This is a genomic window from Mesorhizobium sp. M0062, assembly GCF_040323125.1.
Lineage (GTDB): Bacteria > Pseudomonadota > Alphaproteobacteria > Rhizobiales > Rhizobiaceae > Mesorhizobium.
The window spans coordinates 55,816-77,473 of sequence record NZ_JAMYUO010000024.1; the positions used below are offsets into that span (position 1 = coordinate 55,816).

At 63.2% G+C, this 21,658-nt stretch carries 21 protein-coding genes; 16 read left to right on the forward strand and 5 right to left on the reverse strand.

From position 1 onward, the window contains the following. The first annotated feature begins 240 nt into the window (after nt 1–240). On the forward strand, nt 241–1,197 hold the full coding sequence (locus NKJ64_RS23840) for a DUF1402 family protein (protein WP_352463452.1): 957 nt from the start codon (nt 241–243) through the stop codon (nt 1,195–1,197). A 132-nt stretch (nt 1,198–1,329) separates the two neighbouring features. Here the strand turns inward: NKJ64_RS23840 and NKJ64_RS23845 are convergent, their stop codons facing one another. From NKJ64_RS23845 to NKJ64_RS23855, 3 genes are all read right to left on the reverse strand, one after another. Continuing rightward, complete coding sequence (locus tag NKJ64_RS23845) at nt 1,330–2,547, reverse strand: NAD(P)/FAD-dependent oxidoreductase (protein WP_352463453.1); 1,218 nt, start codon at nt 2,545–2,547, stop codon at nt 1,330–1,332. Nucleotides 2,548–2,563: 16 nt separating this feature from the next. Further along, the gene (locus tag NKJ64_RS23850; RefSeq protein WP_023732724.1) at nt 2,564–2,878 is read right to left on the reverse strand and encodes a MocE family 2Fe-2S type ferredoxin; all 315 of its coding nucleotides are present in this window, start codon (nt 2,876–2,878) and stop codon (nt 2,564–2,566) included. Nucleotides 2,879–2,964: 86 nt separating this feature from the next. Next, a complete protein-coding gene (locus NKJ64_RS23855; protein WP_352463454.1) occupies nt 2,965–4,068 on the reverse strand; it encodes a fatty acid desaturase family protein in 1,104 nt (367 codons plus the stop codon). Between the two features lie 174 nt (nt 4,069–4,242). On the opposite strand from NKJ64_RS23855, the gene NKJ64_RS23860 reads away from it, so the two are divergent. From NKJ64_RS23860 to NKJ64_RS23910, 11 genes are all read left to right on the forward strand, one after another. After that, nucleotides 4,243–5,274: a LacI family DNA-binding transcriptional regulator gene (locus tag NKJ64_RS23860; protein ID WP_023828813.1), complete on the forward strand. Its 1,032-nt coding sequence runs from the start codon at nt 4,243–4,245 to the stop codon at nt 5,272–5,274. Nucleotides 5,275–5,646: 372 nt separating this feature from the next. Next, the gene (locus tag NKJ64_RS23865) at nt 5,647–6,588 is read left to right on the forward strand and encodes a sugar ABC transporter substrate-binding protein (protein WP_023684065.1); all 942 of its coding nucleotides are present in this window, start codon (nt 5,647–5,649) and stop codon (nt 6,586–6,588) included. Between the two features lie 107 nt (nt 6,589–6,695). Beyond that, a complete protein-coding gene (locus NKJ64_RS23870; protein WP_352459972.1) occupies nt 6,696–7,772 on the forward strand; it encodes an ABC transporter permease in 1,077 nt (358 codons plus the stop codon). Between the two features lie 2 nt (nt 7,773–7,774). Continuing rightward, nucleotides 7,775–8,557, forward strand: a complete 783-nt coding sequence (locus NKJ64_RS23875; protein ID WP_027049093.1) for an ATP-binding cassette domain-containing protein — start codon at nt 7,775–7,777, stop codon at nt 8,555–8,557. Between the two features lie 113 nt (nt 8,558–8,670). Further along, on the forward strand, nt 8,671–9,666 hold the full coding sequence (iolG, locus tag NKJ64_RS23880) for an inositol 2-dehydrogenase (protein ID WP_023732721.1): 996 nt from the start codon (nt 8,671–8,673) through the stop codon (nt 9,664–9,666). Between the two features lie 30 nt (nt 9,667–9,696). Beyond that, nucleotides 9,697–10,491, forward strand: a complete 795-nt coding sequence (locus tag NKJ64_RS23885) for an SDR family oxidoreductase (RefSeq protein ID WP_023732720.1) — start codon at nt 9,697–9,699, stop codon at nt 10,489–10,491. 71 nt (nt 10,492–10,562) lie between these two features. Continuing rightward, complete coding sequence (locus NKJ64_RS23890; RefSeq protein WP_023732719.1) at nt 10,563–10,826, forward strand: type II toxin-antitoxin system Phd/YefM family antitoxin; 264 nt, start codon at nt 10,563–10,565, stop codon at nt 10,824–10,826. Beyond that, a complete protein-coding gene (locus NKJ64_RS23895) occupies nt 10,823–11,245 on the forward strand; it encodes a type II toxin-antitoxin system VapC family toxin (RefSeq protein ID WP_023732718.1) in 423 nt (140 codons plus the stop codon). Before NKJ64_RS23890 ends, NKJ64_RS23895 begins: the two co-directional genes overlap by 4 nt. A 473-nt stretch (nt 11,246–11,718) precedes the next feature. Further along, nucleotides 11,719–12,810 (forward strand): 3-deoxy-7-phosphoheptulonate synthase, encoded by a 1,092-nt coding sequence (locus NKJ64_RS23900; protein ID WP_352463455.1) that lies wholly within the window; start codon nt 11,719–11,721, stop codon nt 12,808–12,810. Nucleotides 12,811–12,885: 75 nt separating this feature from the next. Next, the gene (locus tag NKJ64_RS23905; RefSeq protein ID WP_023672338.1) at nt 12,886–13,245 is read left to right on the forward strand and encodes an ArsR/SmtB family transcription factor; all 360 of its coding nucleotides are present in this window, start codon (nt 12,886–12,888) and stop codon (nt 13,243–13,245) included. Beyond that, nucleotides 13,223–13,738, forward strand: coding sequence for an SRPBCC domain-containing protein (locus NKJ64_RS23910; protein WP_023755471.1), 516 nt, complete (start codon nt 13,223–13,225; stop codon nt 13,736–13,738). Before NKJ64_RS23905 ends, NKJ64_RS23910 begins: the two co-directional genes overlap by 23 nt. Nucleotides 13,739–13,853: 115 nt before the next feature. On the opposite strand, the gene NKJ64_RS23915 is transcribed toward NKJ64_RS23910, so the two are convergent. Further along, nucleotides 13,854–14,489: a LysE family translocator gene (locus NKJ64_RS23915; protein WP_023672340.1), complete on the reverse strand. Its 636-nt coding sequence runs from the start codon at nt 14,487–14,489 to the stop codon at nt 13,854–13,856. 127 nt (nt 14,490–14,616) lie between these two features. Between NKJ64_RS23915 and NKJ64_RS23920 the strand changes: the two genes are divergently transcribed. Then, nucleotides 14,617–15,315, forward strand: coding sequence for a helix-turn-helix transcriptional regulator (locus tag NKJ64_RS23920; protein ID WP_352463456.1), 699 nt, complete (start codon nt 14,617–14,619; stop codon nt 15,313–15,315). An 8-nt stretch (nt 15,316–15,323) separates the two neighbouring features. Here NKJ64_RS23920 and NKJ64_RS23925 read toward each other — a convergent pair whose 3' ends face one another. After that, complete coding sequence (locus NKJ64_RS23925; RefSeq protein WP_352463457.1) at nt 15,324–16,433, reverse strand: Gfo/Idh/MocA family protein; 1,110 nt, start codon at nt 16,431–16,433, stop codon at nt 15,324–15,326. Nucleotides 16,434–16,747: 314 nt separating this feature from the next. Between NKJ64_RS23925 and NKJ64_RS23930 the strand changes: the two genes are divergently transcribed. From NKJ64_RS23930 to iolD, 3 genes are all read left to right on the forward strand, one after another. Next, the gene (locus NKJ64_RS23930; RefSeq protein WP_352463458.1) at nt 16,748–17,593 is read left to right on the forward strand and encodes a MurR/RpiR family transcriptional regulator; all 846 of its coding nucleotides are present in this window, start codon (nt 16,748–16,750) and stop codon (nt 17,591–17,593) included. A 153-nt stretch (nt 17,594–17,746) separates the two neighbouring features. Then, entirely contained in the window at nt 17,747–19,681 is a 1,935-nt protein-coding gene (locus NKJ64_RS23935; RefSeq protein WP_352463459.1) for a bifunctional 5-dehydro-2-deoxygluconokinase/5-dehydro-2-deoxyphosphogluconate aldolase, read from the forward strand. A 33-nt stretch (nt 19,682–19,714) separates the two neighbouring features. Then, nucleotides 19,715–21,565: a 3D-(3,5/4)-trihydroxycyclohexane-1,2-dione acylhydrolase (decyclizing) gene (gene iolD, locus NKJ64_RS23940; RefSeq protein WP_286455401.1), complete on the forward strand. Its 1,851-nt coding sequence runs from the start codon at nt 19,715–19,717 to the stop codon at nt 21,563–21,565. Nucleotides 21,566–21,658: the final 93 nt, after the last annotated feature.

The window sequence follows — 21,658 nt, forward strand, 5'->3', positions numbered from 1 at the left end:
AGCGCCGCGCGTCCTTTGGACGCGCAAAGGTCGCTCTAGCAGTATTGAATCGACGTATCGGACTTTCCAAAAATCGGTTTCGATCTTTGGGCCGATGCTTAGGCAACAATCCGGCTAACAGGTTGATGTGTGGCCGGATGGTATCATCGGACCACCTTTCGTCTTGCCGGCTGCAGGGGCGCTCTCGACTCGACCGGGAGCTTTACCTAGTTTGCGCGGCAATTCTCTAGGCGGCGGCGCATGAAAAAACTGATCCTGCTCATTCTCGGCTTGACGCTGGCGGCGACGCTGTTCGCGGCTGACGCGGCGACATTGGTGCCGGCGGGCAACCGCAATGCCGTGCAACCTGACATACCGGGCGCCTCGAGCCGCCGCACCCAGGCGACCAACACCACTTTCCAAGCCAAATACCGCAAGGTCTACGCCTTGCTTCAGAACGACGCCGAACTGCGCGCCAAGATCAGGAAGGCCGCCGCTGCCTACGGCATCAATCCTTTGCACATCGTCGGCGCCATCGTCGGCGAGCACACCTACAATGTCGACGCCTACGACCGGCTGCAGACCTACTACGTCAAGGCGATCTCCTACCTCTCCAGCAAGCTGTCCTTCGCCTATGACGGCGAGGACATCACCGATTTCGTGCAGCGGCCGGAATTCAAGAAATGCACGATGTCGGACAGCTACGACCTGTGGGAATGCCGCGAGCAGGTGTGGAACCGATCCTTCCGCGGCAAGACCGTCGACGGCACCAGCTTTCCCAACGACCGCTTCGGCGCCACCTTCTTCCAGCCCTATTATGCCGGCCAGACCTTTGGCCTCGGCCAGCTCAACCCGCTGACCGCGCTGCAGATGAGCGATCTGGTGCACAAGGTGTCGGGGCTGCCCGAACTCGATGTCGGCGATCCCAATGGGGTCTACAAGACCATCATGGATCCGGATCTGACATTGCCCTACGTCGCAGCGACGATCAGGAAGTCGATCGACGCCTACAAAAACATTGCCGGCTTCGACATCTCAGGCAATCCGGGGCTGACCGCCACGCTCTACAATGTCGGCAATCCCGAGCAGCGCGCCTATGCGCTGAAAGCAGAGAACGACAAGCGCCGCGCGGCGGGTGAGACGGTCAAACTGCCGGAAGAGAATTATTACGGCTGGCTGGTCAACGACAAGCTGGACGAGCTGAAGGCGCTGTTTTAGCGGGCTTAGCTCAGCCGTCTACCTCCCCCTTTGTGGGGAGGTCGGACCGCAGGTCGGGGTGGGGGCCGGTGCCGCACCCCACCCCGCTGCTTCGCAGCGACCCTCCCCACAAGGGGAGGGTAAGTCAGTCCTTCACGCTGCCAGCAACGACTTCAGCTTCACATCCGGCGACCCCAACGCCTCCGGCGCCGGCCTAGCCCGCTTGGCGATCAGCATCTCGGCCAGCCTGATGTCGCGCGCCACGGCATTGCCCGTACCGAGGCCGCTCGCCGCCACCAGCCTGCCATCCTCGGCCAGATGAAACAGAATAAAAGCACCGTCGCCGAGATCGCGGCGGACCGTGCTTTTGCCCTCGTCCGAAAGGCCGGCGATCTGCAGCGACAAACCATACTGATCCGACCAGAACCATGGCACCGCGGCATGCGCTTCGCGGGCGCCCAGCATGTTCTTCGCGGCCAGCGCACCCTGTTCCTGCGCATTGCGCCAGGCTTCCAGCCGCACCCGCCGGCCAGCATAGACAGCGAGCGGAAACGAGCAGCAATCGCCGGCGGCGAAGATGTCGGGATCGATTGTTTGGAGTTCGCCATTGACGGCGATGCCGTTATCGACGGTCAGGCCCGCTTCCGCGGCAAGCCCGGTCACCGGCACGGCGCCGATGCCGATGACGGCGAGATCGGCGACGATGTCCTGCCCATCGGCGAGCATGATGTGCACCTCAGCGCCGTCGTCGGCGATATCAGCGATGCCCTGACCGGTGAGCACGGTCACGCCTTCGGCCTCATGCGCCTGATGGATGATTTCAGCGATCTCCGCCGGCACCCCGCGCATGAGGATGCGCGGCTGCGCCTCAATGACCGTGACGCTGGCCCCGAGCTTGCGCGCCGAAGCGGCGAGCTCCAGGCCGATAAAGCCACCACCAATGATGGCGATGCGGTTTGCCGGGCTGAGGTGGGCGCGAATGGCCAGCGCGTCGGCAAAGGTGCGGAGGTAGACGCAGCGCGGCCCCAATCCCGGCATCGGCAGCTTGCGCGGTGTCGAGCCGGTCGCCAGCAACAGCTTGTCGTAGGGCAGGGCCGAACCGTCCGACAGCCGCACCGTATGCTCCGGCCGGTCGATCGCCACCGCTTGAACGGAATGGATATGCCGGATGGATTTCTCGGCCAGGATTTCGTCGCTGGCGATCGTCTTGATCTCGGGCGCGTCGCTCGTCATTGCGTCCTTGGACAGGGGCGGCCGCTCATAGGGCAGATGGGGTTCGTCACCCACCAGCGTCACCGGCCCGTCATAGCCCAGTTCGCGCAGAGCAAGGGCTGCCCGCCCGCCGCACTCGCCGGCGCCAATGATGACCATTCCCGCCTGCATGGTCCTACCCGATCTGGATCAGCACTTTGCCGGCCTCGACCTTTACCGGATGCGTGGCGAGATTGACGCAAACCGGCGCGCCGCGTGCCGCCCCCGTCTTGTAATTGAAGCGGCCATTGTGCTTGGGGCACTCGATAATGTCATCCATCACCAGCCCGTCGGCCAGATGCACCTTTTCGTGCGTGCACAGGCCATCGGTGGCGAAGTAGTCGTCATCGGGGCTGCGATAGATGGCGAAGGTGCGGCCGCCATGATCGAAGCGCATCACATCCTCTTCATCGATGTCGCCGGCAGCACAGGCCTCGACCCAGTCGCTCATTTTTTCTCTCCCAAAGCAATTCCAGGAAAAGTGCGTAGCGGTTTTCCGTCCGGAATTGCGTCAAAACAAACAGTCTAACAGGATCGTCATTCCGCCGCGGCGGCGACGGCGTCGTTGTGGAATTCCTCGCGATAGGGCCGCGCCGTCGGCGGCAGTTCGCGCTTGAGGAAATAGTCCTCGTTGCGCAGCTGGCGCAAAAAGGCCGGGATCATCTCGCGGTAGCCGGCCAGGATCGACGGCGTCGGCGCCGGCAGATCGTGCTTGATCAGCGCATGCAGTTTCGGCAGCGCATGATAGGGCACCATCGGGAACATGTGGTGTTCGACGTGATAGTTCATGTTCCAGTAGATGAAGCGGCTGACCGGGTTCATGTAGACGGTGCGGCTGTTCAGCCGGTGGTCGACGACATTTTCCGCCAGCCCGCCATGCTGCAGCAGGCCGACCATGACATGGTGCCAGGCGCCGTAGAGCCGGGGCAGCCCGACCAGCATCAGCGGCAGCCATGAACCGAAATACAGTGCGATCGCGATGGTGACGGCATAGATCGCCGTCCAGATTCGGGCGATGCGAATGGCTTTAGGCTGCTCCTGTTCGGGGATAAAAGTCTTTTCCGCCGCGCTGATATTGCCGGCGGCGTTGCGCAGCATGTCCGACATCGCCTTCCAGGCGTCGATCACGCCGACGAAAGCAAGCGCGACGCGCAACAGGTCCGGCGGCCGCATGACGGAGATTTCCGGGTCGCGGCCGACGATGATGGTGTCGGTGTGGTGGCGGGTGTGGCTCCAGCGCCAGGTCACCGGATTGCGCATGATCATGAAGCAGGCGATCTGGTAAACCGCATCGTTCATCCACTGGGTGCGGAAGGCGGTGCCGTGGCCGCATTCGTGCCAGCGTGAGTCGGTGGAGGAGCCGTAGAGCACGCCATAGACGAAGAAGAACGGCACGCACCACCAGCTGCCCCAGAACCAGGCGCCGCCGGCGGCACTCAGGATCAGCGCGGCCAGCCAGATCGCGGTGTCGCGGATCGCCGGCCCGTCGGAGCGCTGCATCAGCTCCTTCATCTGCTTGCGCGGAATATCGGTGTGATACCACTCGGCCGCCGCCAGCCCGGTCTCGACGGCGAGCTTGGAATCGCGGCCCATCAGGCTGTAGTCGCGCCGAAACGGTAGTGTGGATAGTGTCGCTTCCATAGGGGCTGCCTCCGTCGGCCACAGCATCCGTCAGGACGGATATGTCCATTACAGGCGCTTGTGTCCGAGCGCAAAATAGCGCCATGCGGTGATAGTCTCAATATCACAAAGATAGTTTCTATCATTTTCCATCAGAACGATGTAAGCAGTTGCAGGCACTCATGCGGGACAGTCATGGCAAAACGGCCAACCATCACCGATCTGGCGCGCATCTCCGGCGTTAGCGTCGCCACTGTCGACAGGGTGCTGAACAACCGGCTGCCGGTGCGCGAGGAAACCGCGCGCCGCGTCTATGAGGCGGCGACCGGCATCGGCTACCACGCCGCCGGGCTGATCAAGCGGCGCATGCGCCAGGAATTGCCGGAATACCGCCTCGGCTTTCTGCTGCTGCGGGGCAATGATGTTTTTTACGGCGATTTCGCGAGGGAGCTAGAAATGGCGGTCTCGCAATCGCAGCGCTTCCGCGGCGTCGCCACCATCGATTTCGCCAACTCGCTAGCCGCCGACGAGATCGCCGCCCAGATGCGCAAGCTGGCAGCGAAATCCAGAGCAATCGCCGTTGTCGGTCCGGACCATCCGACGCTGACGGCGGTCGTGGAGTCGCTGAAAGCGAGGGGGCAACCTGTCTTCTCGCTGCTGTCCGACTTTGCCGCTGGCATCCGTGAGGGATATGTCGGCCTCGACAATCGCAAGGTCGGTCGCACCGCGGCCTGGATGATCGCCAGGGCGGCAAAGAACCCCGGCAAGGTCGCCCTTTTCGTCGGCAGTCATCGCTTCCACGGTCATGAACTGCGCGAGATCGGATTTCGCTCCTTCTTCCGCGAACATGCGCCGGACTTCACGGTGATGGAAACGCTGGTCAATCTGGAAGCCAACCAGGTCACCCACGATGCGATGATCGATCTCCTGGTGCGGTATCCGGATCTTGCCGGCTGCTATGTCGCCGGCGGCGGCATGGAAGGCGCGGTCTCGGCGCTCCGCGCAGCGAAGCCCGCAAACATGCCGGTGGTCGTCTGCAACGAGATCAACGCCGAATCGCGCGCGGCACTCGCCGACAACATCCTGACCATGGTGATCTCGACGCCGCTCGCCGCCTTGTGCCGCGAGCTTGTCGACCTGATGGCGCATTCCATCGAGGCCGGCGCCGCCAACGCGCCGGGCCAGACCTTCCTGCCCTTCGACATCTATCTGCCGGAAAATATCTAACGCGTTGCCGCGCCGACCCATTCGGCGCGGGCTCTCCGGCGATGATAGAATCTATCAGATTCTGCCTTCAGACTCGGCCTGGGCCGCTGTCGGCCTTGATTCGACGTGAAATTGCGGCGCGGCGACCGAAAATCCGCTTTCCGACTTAGGAATCGCTCTTGACGTCTCGCGAAAAAATGGAATAAATATTTCATCAGATTGGTATTTTGGTTCTTTCGTTCCGGAACATCTGTTTCAAACTGGGAGCCTGGCGTTCCATCCCTTGGACAAAACGCCATACGGAACAGGAAGGCATCAGGGAGAGATTCCTCGGGCTATCGGGGATTCCGGGTAGATCGGTGCAGCCGGACACCAATGTGGAGGAGAAACACAATGAAGAAACTGATTTTGGGCGTCGCCTTTGCGGCGCTGATGAGTTCGTCCGCTTTTGCCGCCAAGGTCGGCGTGTCGATGGCCAAGTTCGACGACAACTTCCTCACCGTGCTGCGCAACGGCATGATCGAGCAGGCCAAGGGCATGAGCGGCGTGGAACTGCAGGTCGAGGACGCGCAGAACGACGTCGCCAAGCAGCTCGACCAGATCAAGAACTTCGCCGCCTCGGGCGTCGACGCCATTATCGTCAACCCGGTCGACACCTCGGCCACGCAGGCGATGTCGGACGCCGCCGCAGCCGCCAAGATCCCGTTGGTCTATGTCAACCGCCAGCCGGTCAATGTCGACACGCTGCCGGACAACCAGGCCTTCGTCGCGTCGAACGAGGCCGATTCCGGCACGCTCGAGACCAAGGAAGTCTGCCGCCTGTTCACCGAGGCCGGCAAGAAGGAAGCCAATGTCTATGTCATCATGGGCGAGCTTTCCAACCAGGCCGCCGTGCAGCGCACCAAGGACATCGAAGAGGTGATCGCCACGCCGGAGTGCAGCTTCATCAAGATCATCGACAAGCAGACTTCGAACTGGAACCGCGACGAAGCGCAGAACCTGATGACCAACTGGCTGTCGACCGGCAAGCCGTTCGACGGCGTCATCGCCAACAATGACGAAAGCGCCATCGGCGCCATCCAGGCGATGAAGGCCGCCAACATCGACATGAAGACGGTTGTCGTCGGTGGCGTCGACGCCACGCAGGACGCGCTTGCCGCCATGCAAGCGGGCGACCTCGATGCCACCGTGTTCCAGGACGCGGCCGGCCAGGGCGCTGGCGCGCTCGACGCGGCACTGAAGCTCGCCAAGGGCGAGAAGGTCGAGCACAAGGTCTACGTGCCCTTCCAGCTGGTTACGCCGGCCAACATCGACAAGTTCCTGAAGAAGAACTGAGCCGGCGACTCGTTCGACTAACGGAGCGGCGCATCAATCGCGCCGCTCCTGTTTCCCTCACCGCCCTTACGTGCGGGAGGGCAAATGCCGCCTCACGGAGGACAGACATGTCACAGACATCTCATGGCGTCGGCGGGGTCAGCTATGACGCGAAGAGGCGGACATGGCCGGCCGAATTCAACGTCTTCCTGGCGCTGGTCATTCTGGTCGTCATCTTCGAACTGATCGGCCGCATCTTTCTTGGCGACAGCTTCCTGTTCAACACGCGCGACAACGTCGCCGGGATCTTCAATGAGGCCCGCCTGCAGATCATCATCCTGCAGGTGTCGATCGTCGGCATCATCGCCATCGGCGTCACGCAGGTGATCATTTGCGGCGGCATCGACTTGTCCTCGGGCTCGATCGTCGGCGCCACCGCCATGATCGCCATGAGTTTTGCCCAGGTGGCGACGGTCAACGGCAATCCCAACCCCAAGGCGATGTTCCTGGCGCAGGGCTGGACCGACCTGCCGGTCATCGTGCCGGTGCTGGTCGCCATCGCCTGCGGTCTGTTCGCCGGCCTCGTCAACGGCTCCTTGATTGCATACACGCGCATTCCGCCGTTCATTGCCACACTCGGCATGATGGTGACCGCGCGCGGCATTGCCAAATGGTGGTCCAAGGGTCAGCCGATCTCGTTTCCGACCGAAAGTTTCGCTGGTATCGGCAAGGGGCTGATGCCGGTCATCATCTTCCTGTCGCTGGCGGTGCTGTTCCAGCTGATCATGACCTACACACGCTACGGCAAGCACTGCTACGCCATCGGCTCCAACGAGGATGCCGCGCGCATGTCCGGCATCAAGATCGCCAACCACAAGATCCTCGTCTATGTCATTGCCGGCATCCTCGCCGCGCTGGCCGCCGTCGTGCTCTCCTCCAAGAACCTGACAGCACAGTCCGGCATGGGCGTCATGTACGAGCTCGACGCCATCGCCATGGCGGTCATCGGCGGCGTCTCTTTGTCGGGCGGCCGCGGCTCGATCGTCGGCACCGTGATCGGCTCGCTGATCTTCGGCGTCATCATTTCCGGCTTCACCTTCCTGCGCCTCGACGCCTACTATCAGGAGATGGTCAAGGGCGTGATCATCGTCGGCGCGGTCGTTCTCGACCAATGGCGCCAGCGCATGCGGGCATTGAGGGCTTGACCATGCCAGATATCTCCACGACAGACATCGTCCTGAAGACCGAAAACCTGACCAAGCGTTATGGCGGCGTGCACGCGCTGGAAGGCGCGAATTTCGAGCTGCGCAAGGGCGAGCATGTCGCCATCATGGGCGACAATGGCGCCGGCAAATCGACCTTCGTGCGCCAGATCACCGCCGTCGAGCAACGCACCAGTGGCCAGATCTGGTTCGACGGCAGGGAAGTGAATTTTGCCGGGCCGATCGAAGCGCGCACGGCGGGCATCGAGACCGTGTTCCAGAACCTGGCGCTGGCCGACGATCTCGACGTGCCGTCGAACCTGTTCCTCGGCCGCGAAAAGGTGCTTTTCAATCTCGGGCCGTTCTCGATCCTCGACCGCAAATACATGCGCAAGGCGACCGAGGCGGCGCTGATCCGCACGGCAGTGAAAATCCCCAATTTGTCCAACACCATTCGCCACATGTCGGGCGGCCAGCGCCAGTGCGTTGCGATCGCCCGGACCGCGACCTTCGCCTCCAAGCTGATCATCATGGACGAGCCGACGGCAGCCCTTGGCGTGCAGGAGACGGCGCAGGTCGAGAACATCATCCGCACGCTGAAGGACAATGGCGAGCCGCTGATCCTGATCAGCCACAACATGCGCCAGGTGTTCGACCTGTGCGACCGCATCGTCGTCTTCCGGCGCGGCCGCATCGTCGCCAACCTGCGCAAGGAAAACACCGACGGCAACGACATCGTCTCCTACATCACCGGCGCCAAGACCGGGGAGGCGGAACTCGCGGCCTGAACAGGATGGTCATCCTGTTTTCTGGCGTGCTCGAAAAATTATCTTGCCACCTTTCTCAAAAGGAAGGTGGAGACACAACTCTCTCGAACCCATCCCCCTAGAGGAAATACCCCATGACTGTTCGTTTCGCCCTCCTCGGTGCCGGCCGCATCGGCAAGGTCCATGCCCGCGCCGTCGGCTCCAACCCGCAGGCCAGACTGGTGGCCGTTGCCGACGCTTTTGAAAAGGCGGCGACCGAGTTGGCAACCGCCTATGGCGCCGAAGTGCGCACCATCGACGCGATCGAGAAGGCCAAGGACATCGACGCCGTGGTCATCTGCACGCCGACCGACACCCATGCCGATCTGATCGAGCGTTTCGCCAAGGCCGGCAAGGCGATCTTCTGCGAGAAGCCGATCGACCTCGACGTCAAGCGCGTCGAGAAGTGCCTGGCCGTGGTCGACAAGGCCAAGGCGACGCTGATGGTCGGCTTCAACCGCCGCTTCGATCCGCACTTCGCCGCCGTGCGCAAGGCGATCGACGACGGCGCCATCGGTACTGTCGAGATGGTCACCATCACCTCGCGCGATCCGGGCGCGCCGCCGGTCGATTACATCAAGCGCTCGGGCGGCATTTTTCGCGACATGACCATCCACGATTTCGACATGGCGCGCTTCCTGCTCGGCGAAGAGGTGGCGGCGGTCAGCGCCCATGCCTCGGTTCTGGTCGACGAGAAGATCGGCGAAGCGGGCGATTTCGACTCTGTCAGCGTCATCCTCGAAACCGCGTCCGGCAAGCAGGCCGTCATCTCCAATTCGCGCCGCGCCACCTATGGCTACGACCAGCGCATCGAGGTGCATGGCTCCAAGGGCATGGTCGCCGCCGAGAACCAGCGGCCGGTGTCGATCGAGGTCGCCAATGAGAAGGGCTATACGCGCCCGCCGCTGCACGACTTCTTCATGACCCGCTATCTCGACGCCTACGCCATCGAGATTGCCGCTTTCATCACTGCTGCAACCTCGGGCAAGAAGGCATCGCCGAGCGGCGCCGACGGCCTCGTGGCGCTGAAGCTGGCCGATGCCGCGCTGAAGTCGGCGACATCAGGCAAGACCGTCCGTCTCGACAAGTAAGAACCGGAACCAAGGCACAGGAGCAGAGCGATGAGCACATCCGCCGATCGCAATTCGAAGACGCGCGCCATCGTCACCGGCGGCGCGCAAGGCATCGGCTTTGCCGTCGCCGAAGCGCTGGCCGACGAGGGCTGCAAAGCGCTGGCGCTCATCGGCCGCTCGCAGGAGAAGGGCGACAAGGCGGTCGCCCACTTCAAGAAGGCCGGCGTCGATGCGATCTTCATCAGCGCCGACGTCTCGAAAGTGGCGGACTGCAAGCGCGCGGTGGCAACCGCGATCTCGCATTTCGACACCATCAACGCGCTGGTCAACGCCGCAGCCACCTCCGCGCGCGGGTCGCTGGTCGAAACCTCCGAGGAGACCTTCGACCAGATTTTCCAGACCAACGTGCGCGGCCCGTTCTTCCTGATGCAGGGCGTGGTGGCCCATCTCCTGGACCAGAAGGCGCCGGGCTCGATCGTCAACGTGCTGTCTATGTCGGCGCATTGCGGCCAGTCCTTCCTGGCGCCCTATTCCTCGAGCAAGGGTGCGCTGGCGACGCTGACCAAGAACGTCGCCAACGCCTATCGTTTCAACCGCATCCGCTGCAACGCCGTGCTGCCGGGCTGGATGGACACCGAGGGCGAGGACATCGTGCAGAAGAAATGGCACGGTGCCTCCGACGACTGGCTGGCAAAGGCAGAGGCCGGCCAGCCCATGGGCCAACTGGTGAAGCCCGACCAACTGGCGCGGCTGATCAGCTACATGGCCAGCCCGCAATCCGGTGTCATGACCGGCTCGCTGGTTGACTACGACCAGAACGTCGCGGGGACCTCGCCGGAGTAGCCTCAAACCCTGTTGCAGCAACATCGCCATTCCCACATAGTCATGATAGTCAGGCTAGTCACGAGCATGCGATGCTAACGTCATCCAAAGACACCAACTGGACGGTTGCCGGGGCAAAAGCCCGGCTCTCCGAGGTCATCGAGCGCGCACAGTCCTCGCCGCAGACGATCACCAAGAACGGCAAACCAAGCGTGGTTGTCGTCTCGGCCGAGGAATGGCAGCGCAAGATCGCACGCAAGGGTACGCTTGCCGAGTTCCTGCTGGGCTCGCCGCTGCGCGGCGCCGATCTCGAGCTTGAACGTCAGCGCGACGAACCGCGTGACCTGCCGCTGTGAGACTGCTGCTCGACACGAATGTCCTGTCCGAGGTGACGAGGCCAGCGCCTGACGCAAGTGTCCTGGGCTGGCTGGACGAGCTTGATGAGGACCGCTCCTTCATCAGCGTAGTGTCGATCGCCGAGATCCGGCGCGGCGTCTCTCCGATGGATGAGGGCCGTAAACGCGAGGCGCTGGCCGAATGGCTCGCCCGGGACCTGCCCCAGCGCTTCGAACAGCGGGTTTTGCCGGTGGACGATGCAGTTGCCTTGGCCTGGGGCGACCTGATGGGTCTTGCCAAGCGCCGCGGTCGTGGTCTGTCGTCGATGGACGGCCTGATCGCAGCCACTGCGATTGCGCACGAGCTCACCTTGGCAACGTGCAATACGAAAGATTTCGAAGGCTTTGGGCTTGAACTCTTCGATCCCTGGACGGCATGAGCCGCTCCGCGTTATACGTGTTGGCGATTGGCGAAACCGCCGGCACTTCGTCATCCACGGGCGGAGCAAGGAGCGTAGCGACGCAGCGCAGACCCGAGGATCCATGCCGCGACTTCAGAGCGCTGCTACGGTCCAGAATTCTGCTCCGCCGCACTCCACGGCCCAGGTCACGGAATGGATCCCAGGGTCTCCGCGACGGGGCTTCGCTCCTGCTCCGCCCAGGGATGACGAAATCGCGAGGATTCGGCCCATCCCCAATTGTCTCCGCATACCCCACGTGACAAGCGCCTCCGCATCGACTATATGAGCCTCATGATCAACCTGACCGCCTCGTATTGGTACTTTAGCAGCTCGCTGGCGGCGGGAGGATTGCGCTCGATCTGAAGATTGCAGCAACAAGTCCGAACAGCCGCCAGACCTGGCGGCTTTTTTGTATCAGCCGGCAGGTCTCCTAAAAACAGGAGCAGAAAGCCGTGTTGACCACCACAGACGATCTTCGGGTCAAGGAAATCCGAGAATTGAGTACGCCGGACGAGGTGATGCGGGAGATCCCGCGCACGCTGACGGCAACGCGCACCGTGAGCGCATCACGCAACGCCACCCATGCCATCTTGAACGGCACCGACGACCGGCTGCTTGTCATCGTTGGCCCGTGTTCGATCCACGACCCGGTCGCGGCCGTTGACTATGCCAGCCGGCTAGTGGCGCTGCGCGAGACCCTGTCCGACCGGTTGGAGATCGTCATGCGGGTCTATTTCGAAAAGCCGCGCACGACTGTCGGCTGGAAGGGCCTTATCAACGATCCCGATCTCGACGGCAGCTTCAACATCGACAAGGGGCTGCGGATGGCGCGCAACGTGCTGTCGGCGGTCAACAATCTCGGCCTGCCCTCGGCCACCGAATTTCTCGACATGACGACGCCGCAATACATTGCCGACCTCGTCGCCTGGGGCGCCATCGGCGCGCGCACCACCGAGAGCCAGATCCACCGCGAACTGGCTTCCGGCCTGTCCTGCCCGGTCGGCTTCAAGAACGGCACCGACGGCAATCTCAGGATCGCCGCCGAGGCGGTGAAATCCGCCGCCCAGCCGCATCATTTCATGGCGGTGACCAAGGGCGGACGCAGCGGCATTGCGACTACTACCGGCAATGAGGACTGCCACGTCATCCTGCGCGGCGGCGTTCAGCCGAATTACGATGCGGCGAGCGTCGAGGCGGCCTCGGTCGAACTTGCCCGCATCGGCGTCGCCCCCCGTCTGATGATCGATGTCAGCCACGCCAACTCGAGCAAGAAGCCGGAGAACCAGCCGAAGGTGGCGGCCGATGTCGCCGGCCAGGTGGCAGCAGGGGACGAGCGTATCATCGGCGTCATGATCGAGAGCAATCTCGTCGCCGGCCGGCAGGACGTGGTATCAGGCAAGCCGCTCGTCTATGGCAAGAGCATCACAGATGGCTGCATCGACTGGGCGACCACAGAGACTGTGCTGCACGGCCTCGCCGGCGCCGTAGAATGGCGCCGCTCAGCCCGCCGCGCCATGATGGAGAACCGGCCGGGCGCCGCCTGATACGAGGCGATGCGCGGGAAGGACGCTGCGGCTCCCCTTGCACCCCGGCAACCGGTCTGCTAAATACTGAACCGTATGGTTCAGTATACCGACTTGGATTCCTCGTTCGCCGCGCTCTCGGACGCCACCCGGCGTGGCGTTCTGGAGCAGCTCGGACGCGCAGACGCTTCGATCACCGAGCTTGCCGGAAAATTCCACATGACCCTCACGGGCATGAAGAAGCACGTCGGCGTCCTGGAGCAGGCGGGGCTCGTCACCACGCAGAAGGTTGGCCGCGTGCGGACCTGCAAGCTCGGCCTGCGCGGACTGGAGGAAGAGGCGGCCTGGATCGAGCGGCACCGCCTGCTCTGGGACGCACGCTTCAACGAGTTGGACAAGGTTGTCGAGGAATTGAAACGGAAGGAGAAAGCCGATGCGCCAAAGAACCGAGAGTGAGCCCACGAACAACCGCACGACGGTCGAACGGACGTCCGAGCGCGAGCTGGTCGTCACGCGAACAGTCAACGGTCCGGCGCGCATCGTGTTCGAGGCGTGGACCAAGCCCGAGCTGTTCAAGCAGTGGTGGGTGCCGAAGTCGATGGGCATGTTCCTGCGTTCCTGCGAGATGGATGCTCGTACCGGAGGCACGTACCGCCTAGTGTTCGGCCACGACGCCTCGGACCTTCACGAATTCTTCGGCAGGTATATCGAAGTGACACCCCACTCACGCCTCGTCTGGACCAATGAGGAAGGTGGTGACGGTGGACCCGTCACCACGCTGACCTTCGAGGAAAAGGGTGGCAAGACGCTGCTGGTCATGCACGAACTCTATCCCTCGAAGGAGGCTCTCGACGCGGCCGGTACCGGGGCGGCGGATGCGATGGGCGAGACGTTCGAGCAATTGGACGAGCTTCTCGTCGTCTTGGGCGAGGGCGTGAGGCGGTCATGACGTCATCGGTCTCGCGGACGGGGTAGCTGCCGCCCTCGACGTCGAAAAGACCGGGACAGTGATCCGCAAGCGCCGCGCCGAGGCGAAGAAACGCGGCGTCATCGCTTGATCGGGATCACGCTGCCCTCAACCCTTCCCATGCCGTAAACACCGAGACCGCAAACAGCAGCAGTCCGGCCGCCCGGCCCGCAAAAGCGGTCGCCCGCGGATTGGCCACCAGCAGATTGCGGCTGCGGCCGGCGGTGATGGCGAGCCCGCCATAGATGGCGGCCTGCGTCAGCATCGTCAGCAAGCCCATGACCGTCGCCTGCATCCAGATCGGGCCGTAATCCGGCTTCAGGAACTGCGGATAGACGGCAAATATGAAGAGATAGGCCTTCGGGTTGATCAGGCAGGTCACCAGTCCCTGGCGAAAGGCCTTCCAGGCCGTACGGCTGCCGGCGGGCCCGTCATGGCCGACGGTGATGGAACTGCGCATCAGCGAGATGCCGATGAAGGCCATGTAGGCGGCGCCGGCTATCAGCAGCGGCTTGTACAGGATTGGTACGAAATGCATCAGCAGGCCGACGCCGATGGCGCCGTTCAGCGTGTGCACGATGCCGCCGACCATGATGCCGCCCGTGGCGGCGAGGCCCCGGTCGCGGCCGCCGGTGAGCGCATTGGCCAGCACGAACAGCATGTCCATGCCGGGCACGATGATGATGCCGGACAGCAGGATAAAGAACAGCCAGAGATTTTCCGCGTAACTCATGTCAGTTGCTTGTCGCTTCCTGCTGGGGTGCCGTTAAGGAATTTGTTGATTTTCAAGCTGATAGGCAGTCCAATAAATCACCCCAACTGACGGGGATGTGTCAGTAGCGTTTCATCAGGGAGAGGAAATGCGCAAGGCGTCGCGCCTGTTCGAGATCATCCAGATCCTGCGGCTGGCGCGGCAGCCGGTGACGGCGGCGATGATCGCCGGGCAGCTGGAAGTCACGGTGCGTTCGATCTATCGCGACATCGCCGCACTGCAGGCGATGCGCGTGCCGATCGAAGGCGGGCGTGGCATCGGCTATATATTGCGGCCCGGCTTCGACCTGCCACCGCTGATGTTCTCAATCGAGGAGATGGAGGCGATCGTCCTGTCGCTCGCCCTGCTGGAGCGCACGGGAGACAGCGAACTCAAGCAGGCGGCCAAGCGCGTCAGCGCCAAGATCGCCGGCGCCGTGCCGCCGCCACTACGCCAGGCGTTCGACGCCAACGCACTGCATGTCTGGGGGTTCGCTGCACCGGCAATCGGCACCATCGATCTGGCGCTTGTGCGCCGCGCCATCCGCGACGAGGAAAAGCTCGACCTGTCCTATCGCGACGAAATCGGCCGCGCCTCCGAGCGGCTGATCCGTCCAATCGCGCTGATCTACTATTCAGAGACCGCCAACATCGTCGCCTGGTGCGAATTGCGCCAGGCCATCCGCAATTTCCGCAGCGACCGCATCGCGAATTGCCGGGCGACCGGGCTGCGCTTCAAGGGCGAAGGCGATCGCCTGCGGCAGGTCTGGGTCAGTGGCTGGGAGGCGAACGCTGTCGCTGGCGGCTGAAGCGGATCTTACCGCACATCCACCCAGCGCTTCTCCTCGAACGACCTCGCCATCGCGTGCACGGTGCGCTCGATCTCCAGCCCTTCGGCAAATTCGATGACCCGTGCCGGCTTGCCGGCAAGCCGCGTCAGCAATTCGTGGCACTCGATGATCTTGAGGTCGTTGAAACCGAGCCCATGGCCCGGCGCCGGGAGGAAGGCGTCGTAAGGCTTGTGGTGCGGCGCCACCAATATGGTGCGGTAGCCCTGTTCGGTCGGGCGATCGGCGGTGACGTAGAGCTGGATTTCGTTCATCCGCTCCTGGTCGAACAGGATCGATCCCTTGGAGCCGAAAATCTGTATGGCGATGCGGCCCTTGCGGCCCCAGGCCGAGCGGTTGACCAGCAGCGTGCCGGCAATGCCGTTTTCCAGATGCATCAAAACGCTGGCGATGTCGTAGGTCTCCACCGCACGGCGGCCGCCGCTGGCCAGCTTGCGGTCGACATAGGGTTTGGCCATGTCGCAGATGACTTTTGCGACGCGGCCGAACAGCGTCGAGACCAGCGACAGCGGATGCACGGCGAAATCGTCGAGCGCGCCATAGCCGGATGCGGCCTCATGCTTCCAGAAGAACAGCGCTTCGGGGTCGGCCATGAAGTCCTCGTCCATCTCGATGCGCAGATGGTTGACCTCGCCGATGATCTTTTCCTCGAGCAACGCGCCGATGTGGCGGGTGGCCGGGCTCTGTATGTAGTTGTAGCCAAGCGCTGCGACCTTGCCGGACTTCTTCGCCGCGGCCGCCATCGCCGCTGCTTCGGCAAAGCTCGGCGCCATCGGCTTCTCGCACCACAGATGCTTGCCGGCTTCGAGAATAGCGATGGCCATCTCCGGATGGAACTGGTTGGGCGTGGTCAGCGAGACGATATCGACCTCGGGGTCGTTGACGACGGCACGCCAGTCGCCCGACGCCTTGGCGAAGCCGAACTCACCGGCCTTGCGCTTGGCCAGCTCCTCGTTGACCTCGCCGAGATGGACCAGCTTCGGCTTGGCGACATCGGGAAAGACGGCGCCGACGGCGCTCCACGCAATGGCGTGGCATTTGCCCATGAAACCCGTGCCAATAAGACCAACGCCGACCATTTCTTTCTCCCAATAACTGAAGCGATCGATGGATGAATTAGTCCATTTCTTCTCCGAATGGAATGTCTGCCTCATTTTTTATGGCCTTCTTGCGCAGGCTCGCTATGATGGGGCAGAGAGGACGTCACTTGGGTTAAAGAGAGCATGATGTCGTCCGAAAACCGCTGCACACTTTTCGGCATCATGCTCTAATGCATGTCGCCCAGAAGTGTGCCGCGGTTCTGGGACAACGGCATGCATCAAACAAAGACTTAAAGCGCATCGCACATCCGTTTCACCGCGACGCGCTTTAGGTGAGCTTGGACGGGGCGACGATGGACGAACGGGTACCTCGCGACTTCGAGACGCTGCGCGCCACGATCCTCGATCGCCGTGAAACCTTGCCCAAGCGCATCGCCCAGATCGCCGCCTACGCGCTCGACAACCCTGATGACATCGCCTTCGGCACCGCCGCCAGCATCGCTGCTTCGGCGGGCGTGCAGCCGTCCACCCTGATCCGCTTTGCCCAGCAACTAGGCTTTGACGGCTTCACCAGCTTGCAGCAGGTGTTTCGCGAGCGGCTGCGCGAGCGCAATTCCTCTTATGACGAACGCCTTCAGGCGCTGCGCGCCAAGGCCGATGCGGGTGCTGGACACCGAGCCATCTTCGACGGCTTCGTCGCCGCCGCCAGCACTTCGCTCAACGATATTTCGCGAACGCTCGACGAGGCGCATCTGGAAGACGCGATCTCGCTGCTGGCCAAGGCCGAGACCATCTATGTCCTGGCCAAGCGGCGCTCCTACCCGGTGGCAAGCTATATCGCCTATGCCTTGGGCAAACTGAAGATCCGCAACCAGCTGATCGAATCCGCCGCCGGCCTCAATGCCGAAATGGTCGCCTTCGCCACCCCGGCCGACGCCGTCATCGCCATCAGCTTCTCGCCCTACGCACCGGCCACCATCGAGGAAGCCCGCACCATTTCCGAACAGGGCGTGCCGATCGTCGCCATCACCGACAGTTCGTTTTCGCCACTAGCGCAGTTCGCCAAGGTCTGGTTCGAAGTCGCCGAGGCCGATTTCGCAGGCTTCCGCTCGCTGTCGGCCACCATGGCGCTGGCCATGGCGCTCACCGTCGGCGTCGGCGAGAAGCGGCGCAGCACGGGCAAGAAGCGCAAAGCCTAGGCCGGCGCCGGGCGCTCGAATTCCCGGAAGGAATGCTCATTCCATATTGACTATGGATTGGAATTATTATTTCATATTCCCGGCGCCACGCTGCCGCTCGCGCGTGTCCCCCAACTACGTTGCTCAAGACAACAAGACCGACGGGAGGTTCCAATGAGCGAAGCCGTGGACGCCAAACAGGCGACGCTCGATGTCATCACCATCGGTCGCGCTTCCGTCGACCTTTACGGCCAGCAGATCGGCTCGCGGCTGGAGGACATCACCTCCTTTGCCAAATCGGTCGGCGGCTGCCCGGCCAACATCTCGGTTGGCACGGCGAGACTAGGCCTGCGCTCGGCGCTGCTCACCCGCGTCGGCGACGAGCAGATGGGCCGCTTCATCCGCGAGCAGCTGCGGCGCGAAGGCGTCAATGTCGATGGGCTCAAGACCGACCAGGAACGGCTGACGGCCCTGGTGCTGCTTTCGGTCGAGAGCGAAGGCGTCTCGCCAATGATCTTTTATCGCAGCGACTGCGCCGACATGGCGCTCGCCGAAGAAGATATCAATGAAGCCTTCATCGCCTCGGCCCGCTCGATCGTCGTCACCGGCACGCATTTTTCCCGGCCCAACAGCGACGCCGCCCAGCGCAAGGCGATCCGCATCATCAAGGCCAAGGGCGGCAAGGTGGTGTTCGACATCGACTACCGCCCCAACCTCTGGGGGCTCGCCGGCCATGCCGAAGGTTTTGAGCGCTATGTCAAATCCGACCGCGTCTCGGCCCAGCTGAAGACGGTGCTGCCCGATTGCGATCTCATCGTCGGCACCGAGGAAGAGATCATGATCGCCTCGGGCGCCGACGATTGCCTGAGTGCGTTGAAGACCATCCGCGCTCTGTCCTCGGCGACCATCGTCTTGAAGCGCGGCGCCATGGGTTGCATCGTCTATGACGGGCCGATCAGCGACGATCTGGAAGACGGTGTCGTCGGCAAGGGCTTTCCGATCGAGATCTATAATGTGCTGGGCGCGGGCGATGCCTTCATGTCCGGTTTCCTGCGCGGCTGGCTGGGTGGGGAAGATCATGCGACAGCGGCGACCTGGGCCAATGCCTGCGGCGCCTTCGCCGTGTCGCGGCTGCTCTGCGCGCCGGAATATCCGACCTTCGAGGAATTGCAGTTCTTCCTCAAGAACGGCAGCAAGCACTTAGCGTTGCGCAAGGACGAGGCGATCAACCACATCCATTGGGCGACGACCCGCCGCCGCGATATCCCCTCGATGATGGCGCTCGCCTGCGACCACCGTGTGCAGCTTGAGGACGTCGCGGCAAAGACCGGCGCCGATCCGGCGCGCATCCGCGATTTCAAGGTGCTGGCGGTCAAGGCTGCGGCGAAAGTCGCCGCCGGCCGCGACGGCTATGGCATGCTGATCGACGAGAAGCATGGCCGCGAAGCGATGTTCGAATTCGCCCGCCACCCCTTTGCCTGGCTCGGCCGTCCCGTCGAACTGCCGGGCTCGCGGCCGCTGCGCTTCGAGTTCTCGCAGGACATCGGCTCGCAACTGGTGGAATGGCCGGTCGACCACTGCATCAAATGCCTGTGCTTCTATCACCCCGACGATCCGGCAGCGCTCAAGGAAGAGCAGCAGCAGAAGCTGCGCTCGCTGTTCGAAGCCGCGCGGAAGGTCGGCCGGGAGCTTCTGGTCGAGATCATCGCCGGCAAGCACGGCAAGCTCGATGACACGACGATCCCGCGCGCCCTGGAAGAACTCTATGCGCTTGGCATCAAGCCGGACTGGTGGAAGCTCGAACCGCAGGCGTCGGCCGGCGCCTGGGCCAAGATCGAAGCGGTGATCCTGAAGCATGATCCGTGGTGCCGCGGCGTCGTGCTGCTGGGTCTCGAAGCGCCGCAGGACGAACTGGAAGCGGCCTTTGCCGCCACCGCCAAGGCGCCGATCGTCAAGGGCTTTGCCGTCGGCCGCACCATCTTCGTCCACGCCGCCGAACAATGGCTGGCAGGCAAGATGACGGATGACGAGGCTATCGCCGACATGGCCGCGCGCTTCGAACAGTTGACCGAAGCGTGGCTTGCCGCGCGTGGCCGTAAAGCAGCATAAAGGCGCGGCAAGAGGACTGCGGAGGAAAACACCATGAGCAAGACAATCCGCCTGACGATGGCGCAGGCGCTGACCCGCTTTCTGAGCAAGCAGATGACCGAGATCGACGGCAGACGAGTGCCCATCTTCGGCGGTGTGTGGGCGATCTTCGGTCACGGCAATGTCGCCGGCATCGGCGAGGCGCTGTACCAGCTGCGCGACGAATTGCCGACCTTCCGCGCCCACAATGAGCAGGCGATGGCGCATGCGGCGATCGCCTATGGCAAGGCCAATTTCCGCCGCCGCTTCATGGCCGCGACCTCTTCGATCGGCCCCGGTGCGCTCAACATGGTGACGGCGGCGGCGCTCGCCCACGTAAACAGGTTGCCCGTCCTGTTTTTGCCGGGCGATGTCTTCGCCAACCGCATCCCCGATCCGGTGCTGCAGCAGGCCGAGGACTTTTCCGACGGCACCGCGACGGTCAATGACTGCTTCCGTCCGGTGTCGCGCTATTTCGACCGCATCACCCGTCCCGAGCAGATCATCCCGGCATTGGCGCGGACCATGCAGGTGCTGACCGATCCGGCGGAATGCGGCCCGGTGACGCTGTCGCTCTGCCAGGACGTGCAGGCCGAGGCCTATGACTATCCCGAGAGCTTTTTCGCCGAGCGCGTCTGGCACCAGCGCCGGCCGCGTCCGGACCGGCATGAATTGGCGGCGGCGGTCACCGCGCTGAAGGGTGCGAAAAAACCGCTGATCATCGCCGGCGGCGGCGTGCTGTATGCGCAGGCTTCGGACGAACTGGCGAAATTCGCCGAGAGCGCCGGCATTCCGGTCTGCGAGACGCAAGGCGGCAAGTCCTCGCTGCCCGACACACATCCGCTCAACATGGCGGCGGTTGGCGTCACCGGCACGTCCGCGGCCAACCGGCTGGCCGAGGAAGCCGATGTCGTGCTCGCCATCGGCACCCGCCTGCAGGATTTCACCACCGGCTCGTGGGCGCTGTTCAAGAACTCCGGCAAGACCATCATCGGCCTCAACGTGCAGCCTTTCGACGCCGGCAAGCACCGCGCGCTGCCGCTGGTCGCCGATGCGGCCGAAGGGCTCGCCGAACTCGGTGCTGCGCTGGGGAACTGGAAAGCACCGGCGACATGGACCGACAATGCGACCCAAGGCAAGAAGGCTTGGCAGGCCGAAGCCTCCAAGGTGACGGCGTCGACCAACGCCGCCTTCCCGTCGGACGCGCAGGTGATCGGCGCCGTGCAGCGCGCGCTGGGATCCGGCGTGACCTTGCTGAACGCGTCGGGCGGCCTGCCGGGCGAGTTGCACAAGCTCTGGCAGGCAGGCGCGCCCGGCTCGTACCATGGCGAATATGGCTTCTCGACCATGGGCTACGAGATTGCCGGCGGGCTCGGCGCCAAGATGGCCAAGCCCGACCAGGAGGTCGTCGTCATGGTCGGGGACGGCTCATACCTCATGATGAATTCCGAAATCGCCACGTCGGTGATGCTCGGCCTGAAGCTGACCATAGTGGTGCTCGACAACAGGGGTTATGGCTGCATCAACCGGCTGCAGATGGCCACCGGCGGCGCCAACTTCAACAACCTCCTGAAGGACGCGCGCCACGAGATCCTGCCCGACATCGACTTCGCCGCGCATGCGGCGAGCATGGGCGCTATTGCCGAGAAGGTGCCGTCGATCACCGGCCTGGAGACCGCGCTGCAAAAGTCGAAAACCAACGACCGCACCACCGTGCTGGTCATCGACACCGACCCGCTGATTTCCACCGATGCCGGCGGCCATTGGTGGGATGTCGCGGTGCCGGAAGTCTCCGCACGGCCGCAGGTCAACGCAGCCCGCAAGGCCTACGACGAAAAGCGGCAGATGCAGACAATCGGCGATTGATGTACATGCACCCGGCCCCTACCTCCCCCTTGTGGGGAGGTCGGACCGAAGGTCCGGGTGGGGGTCTGGCGCCGCACCCCACCTCGCTGCTTC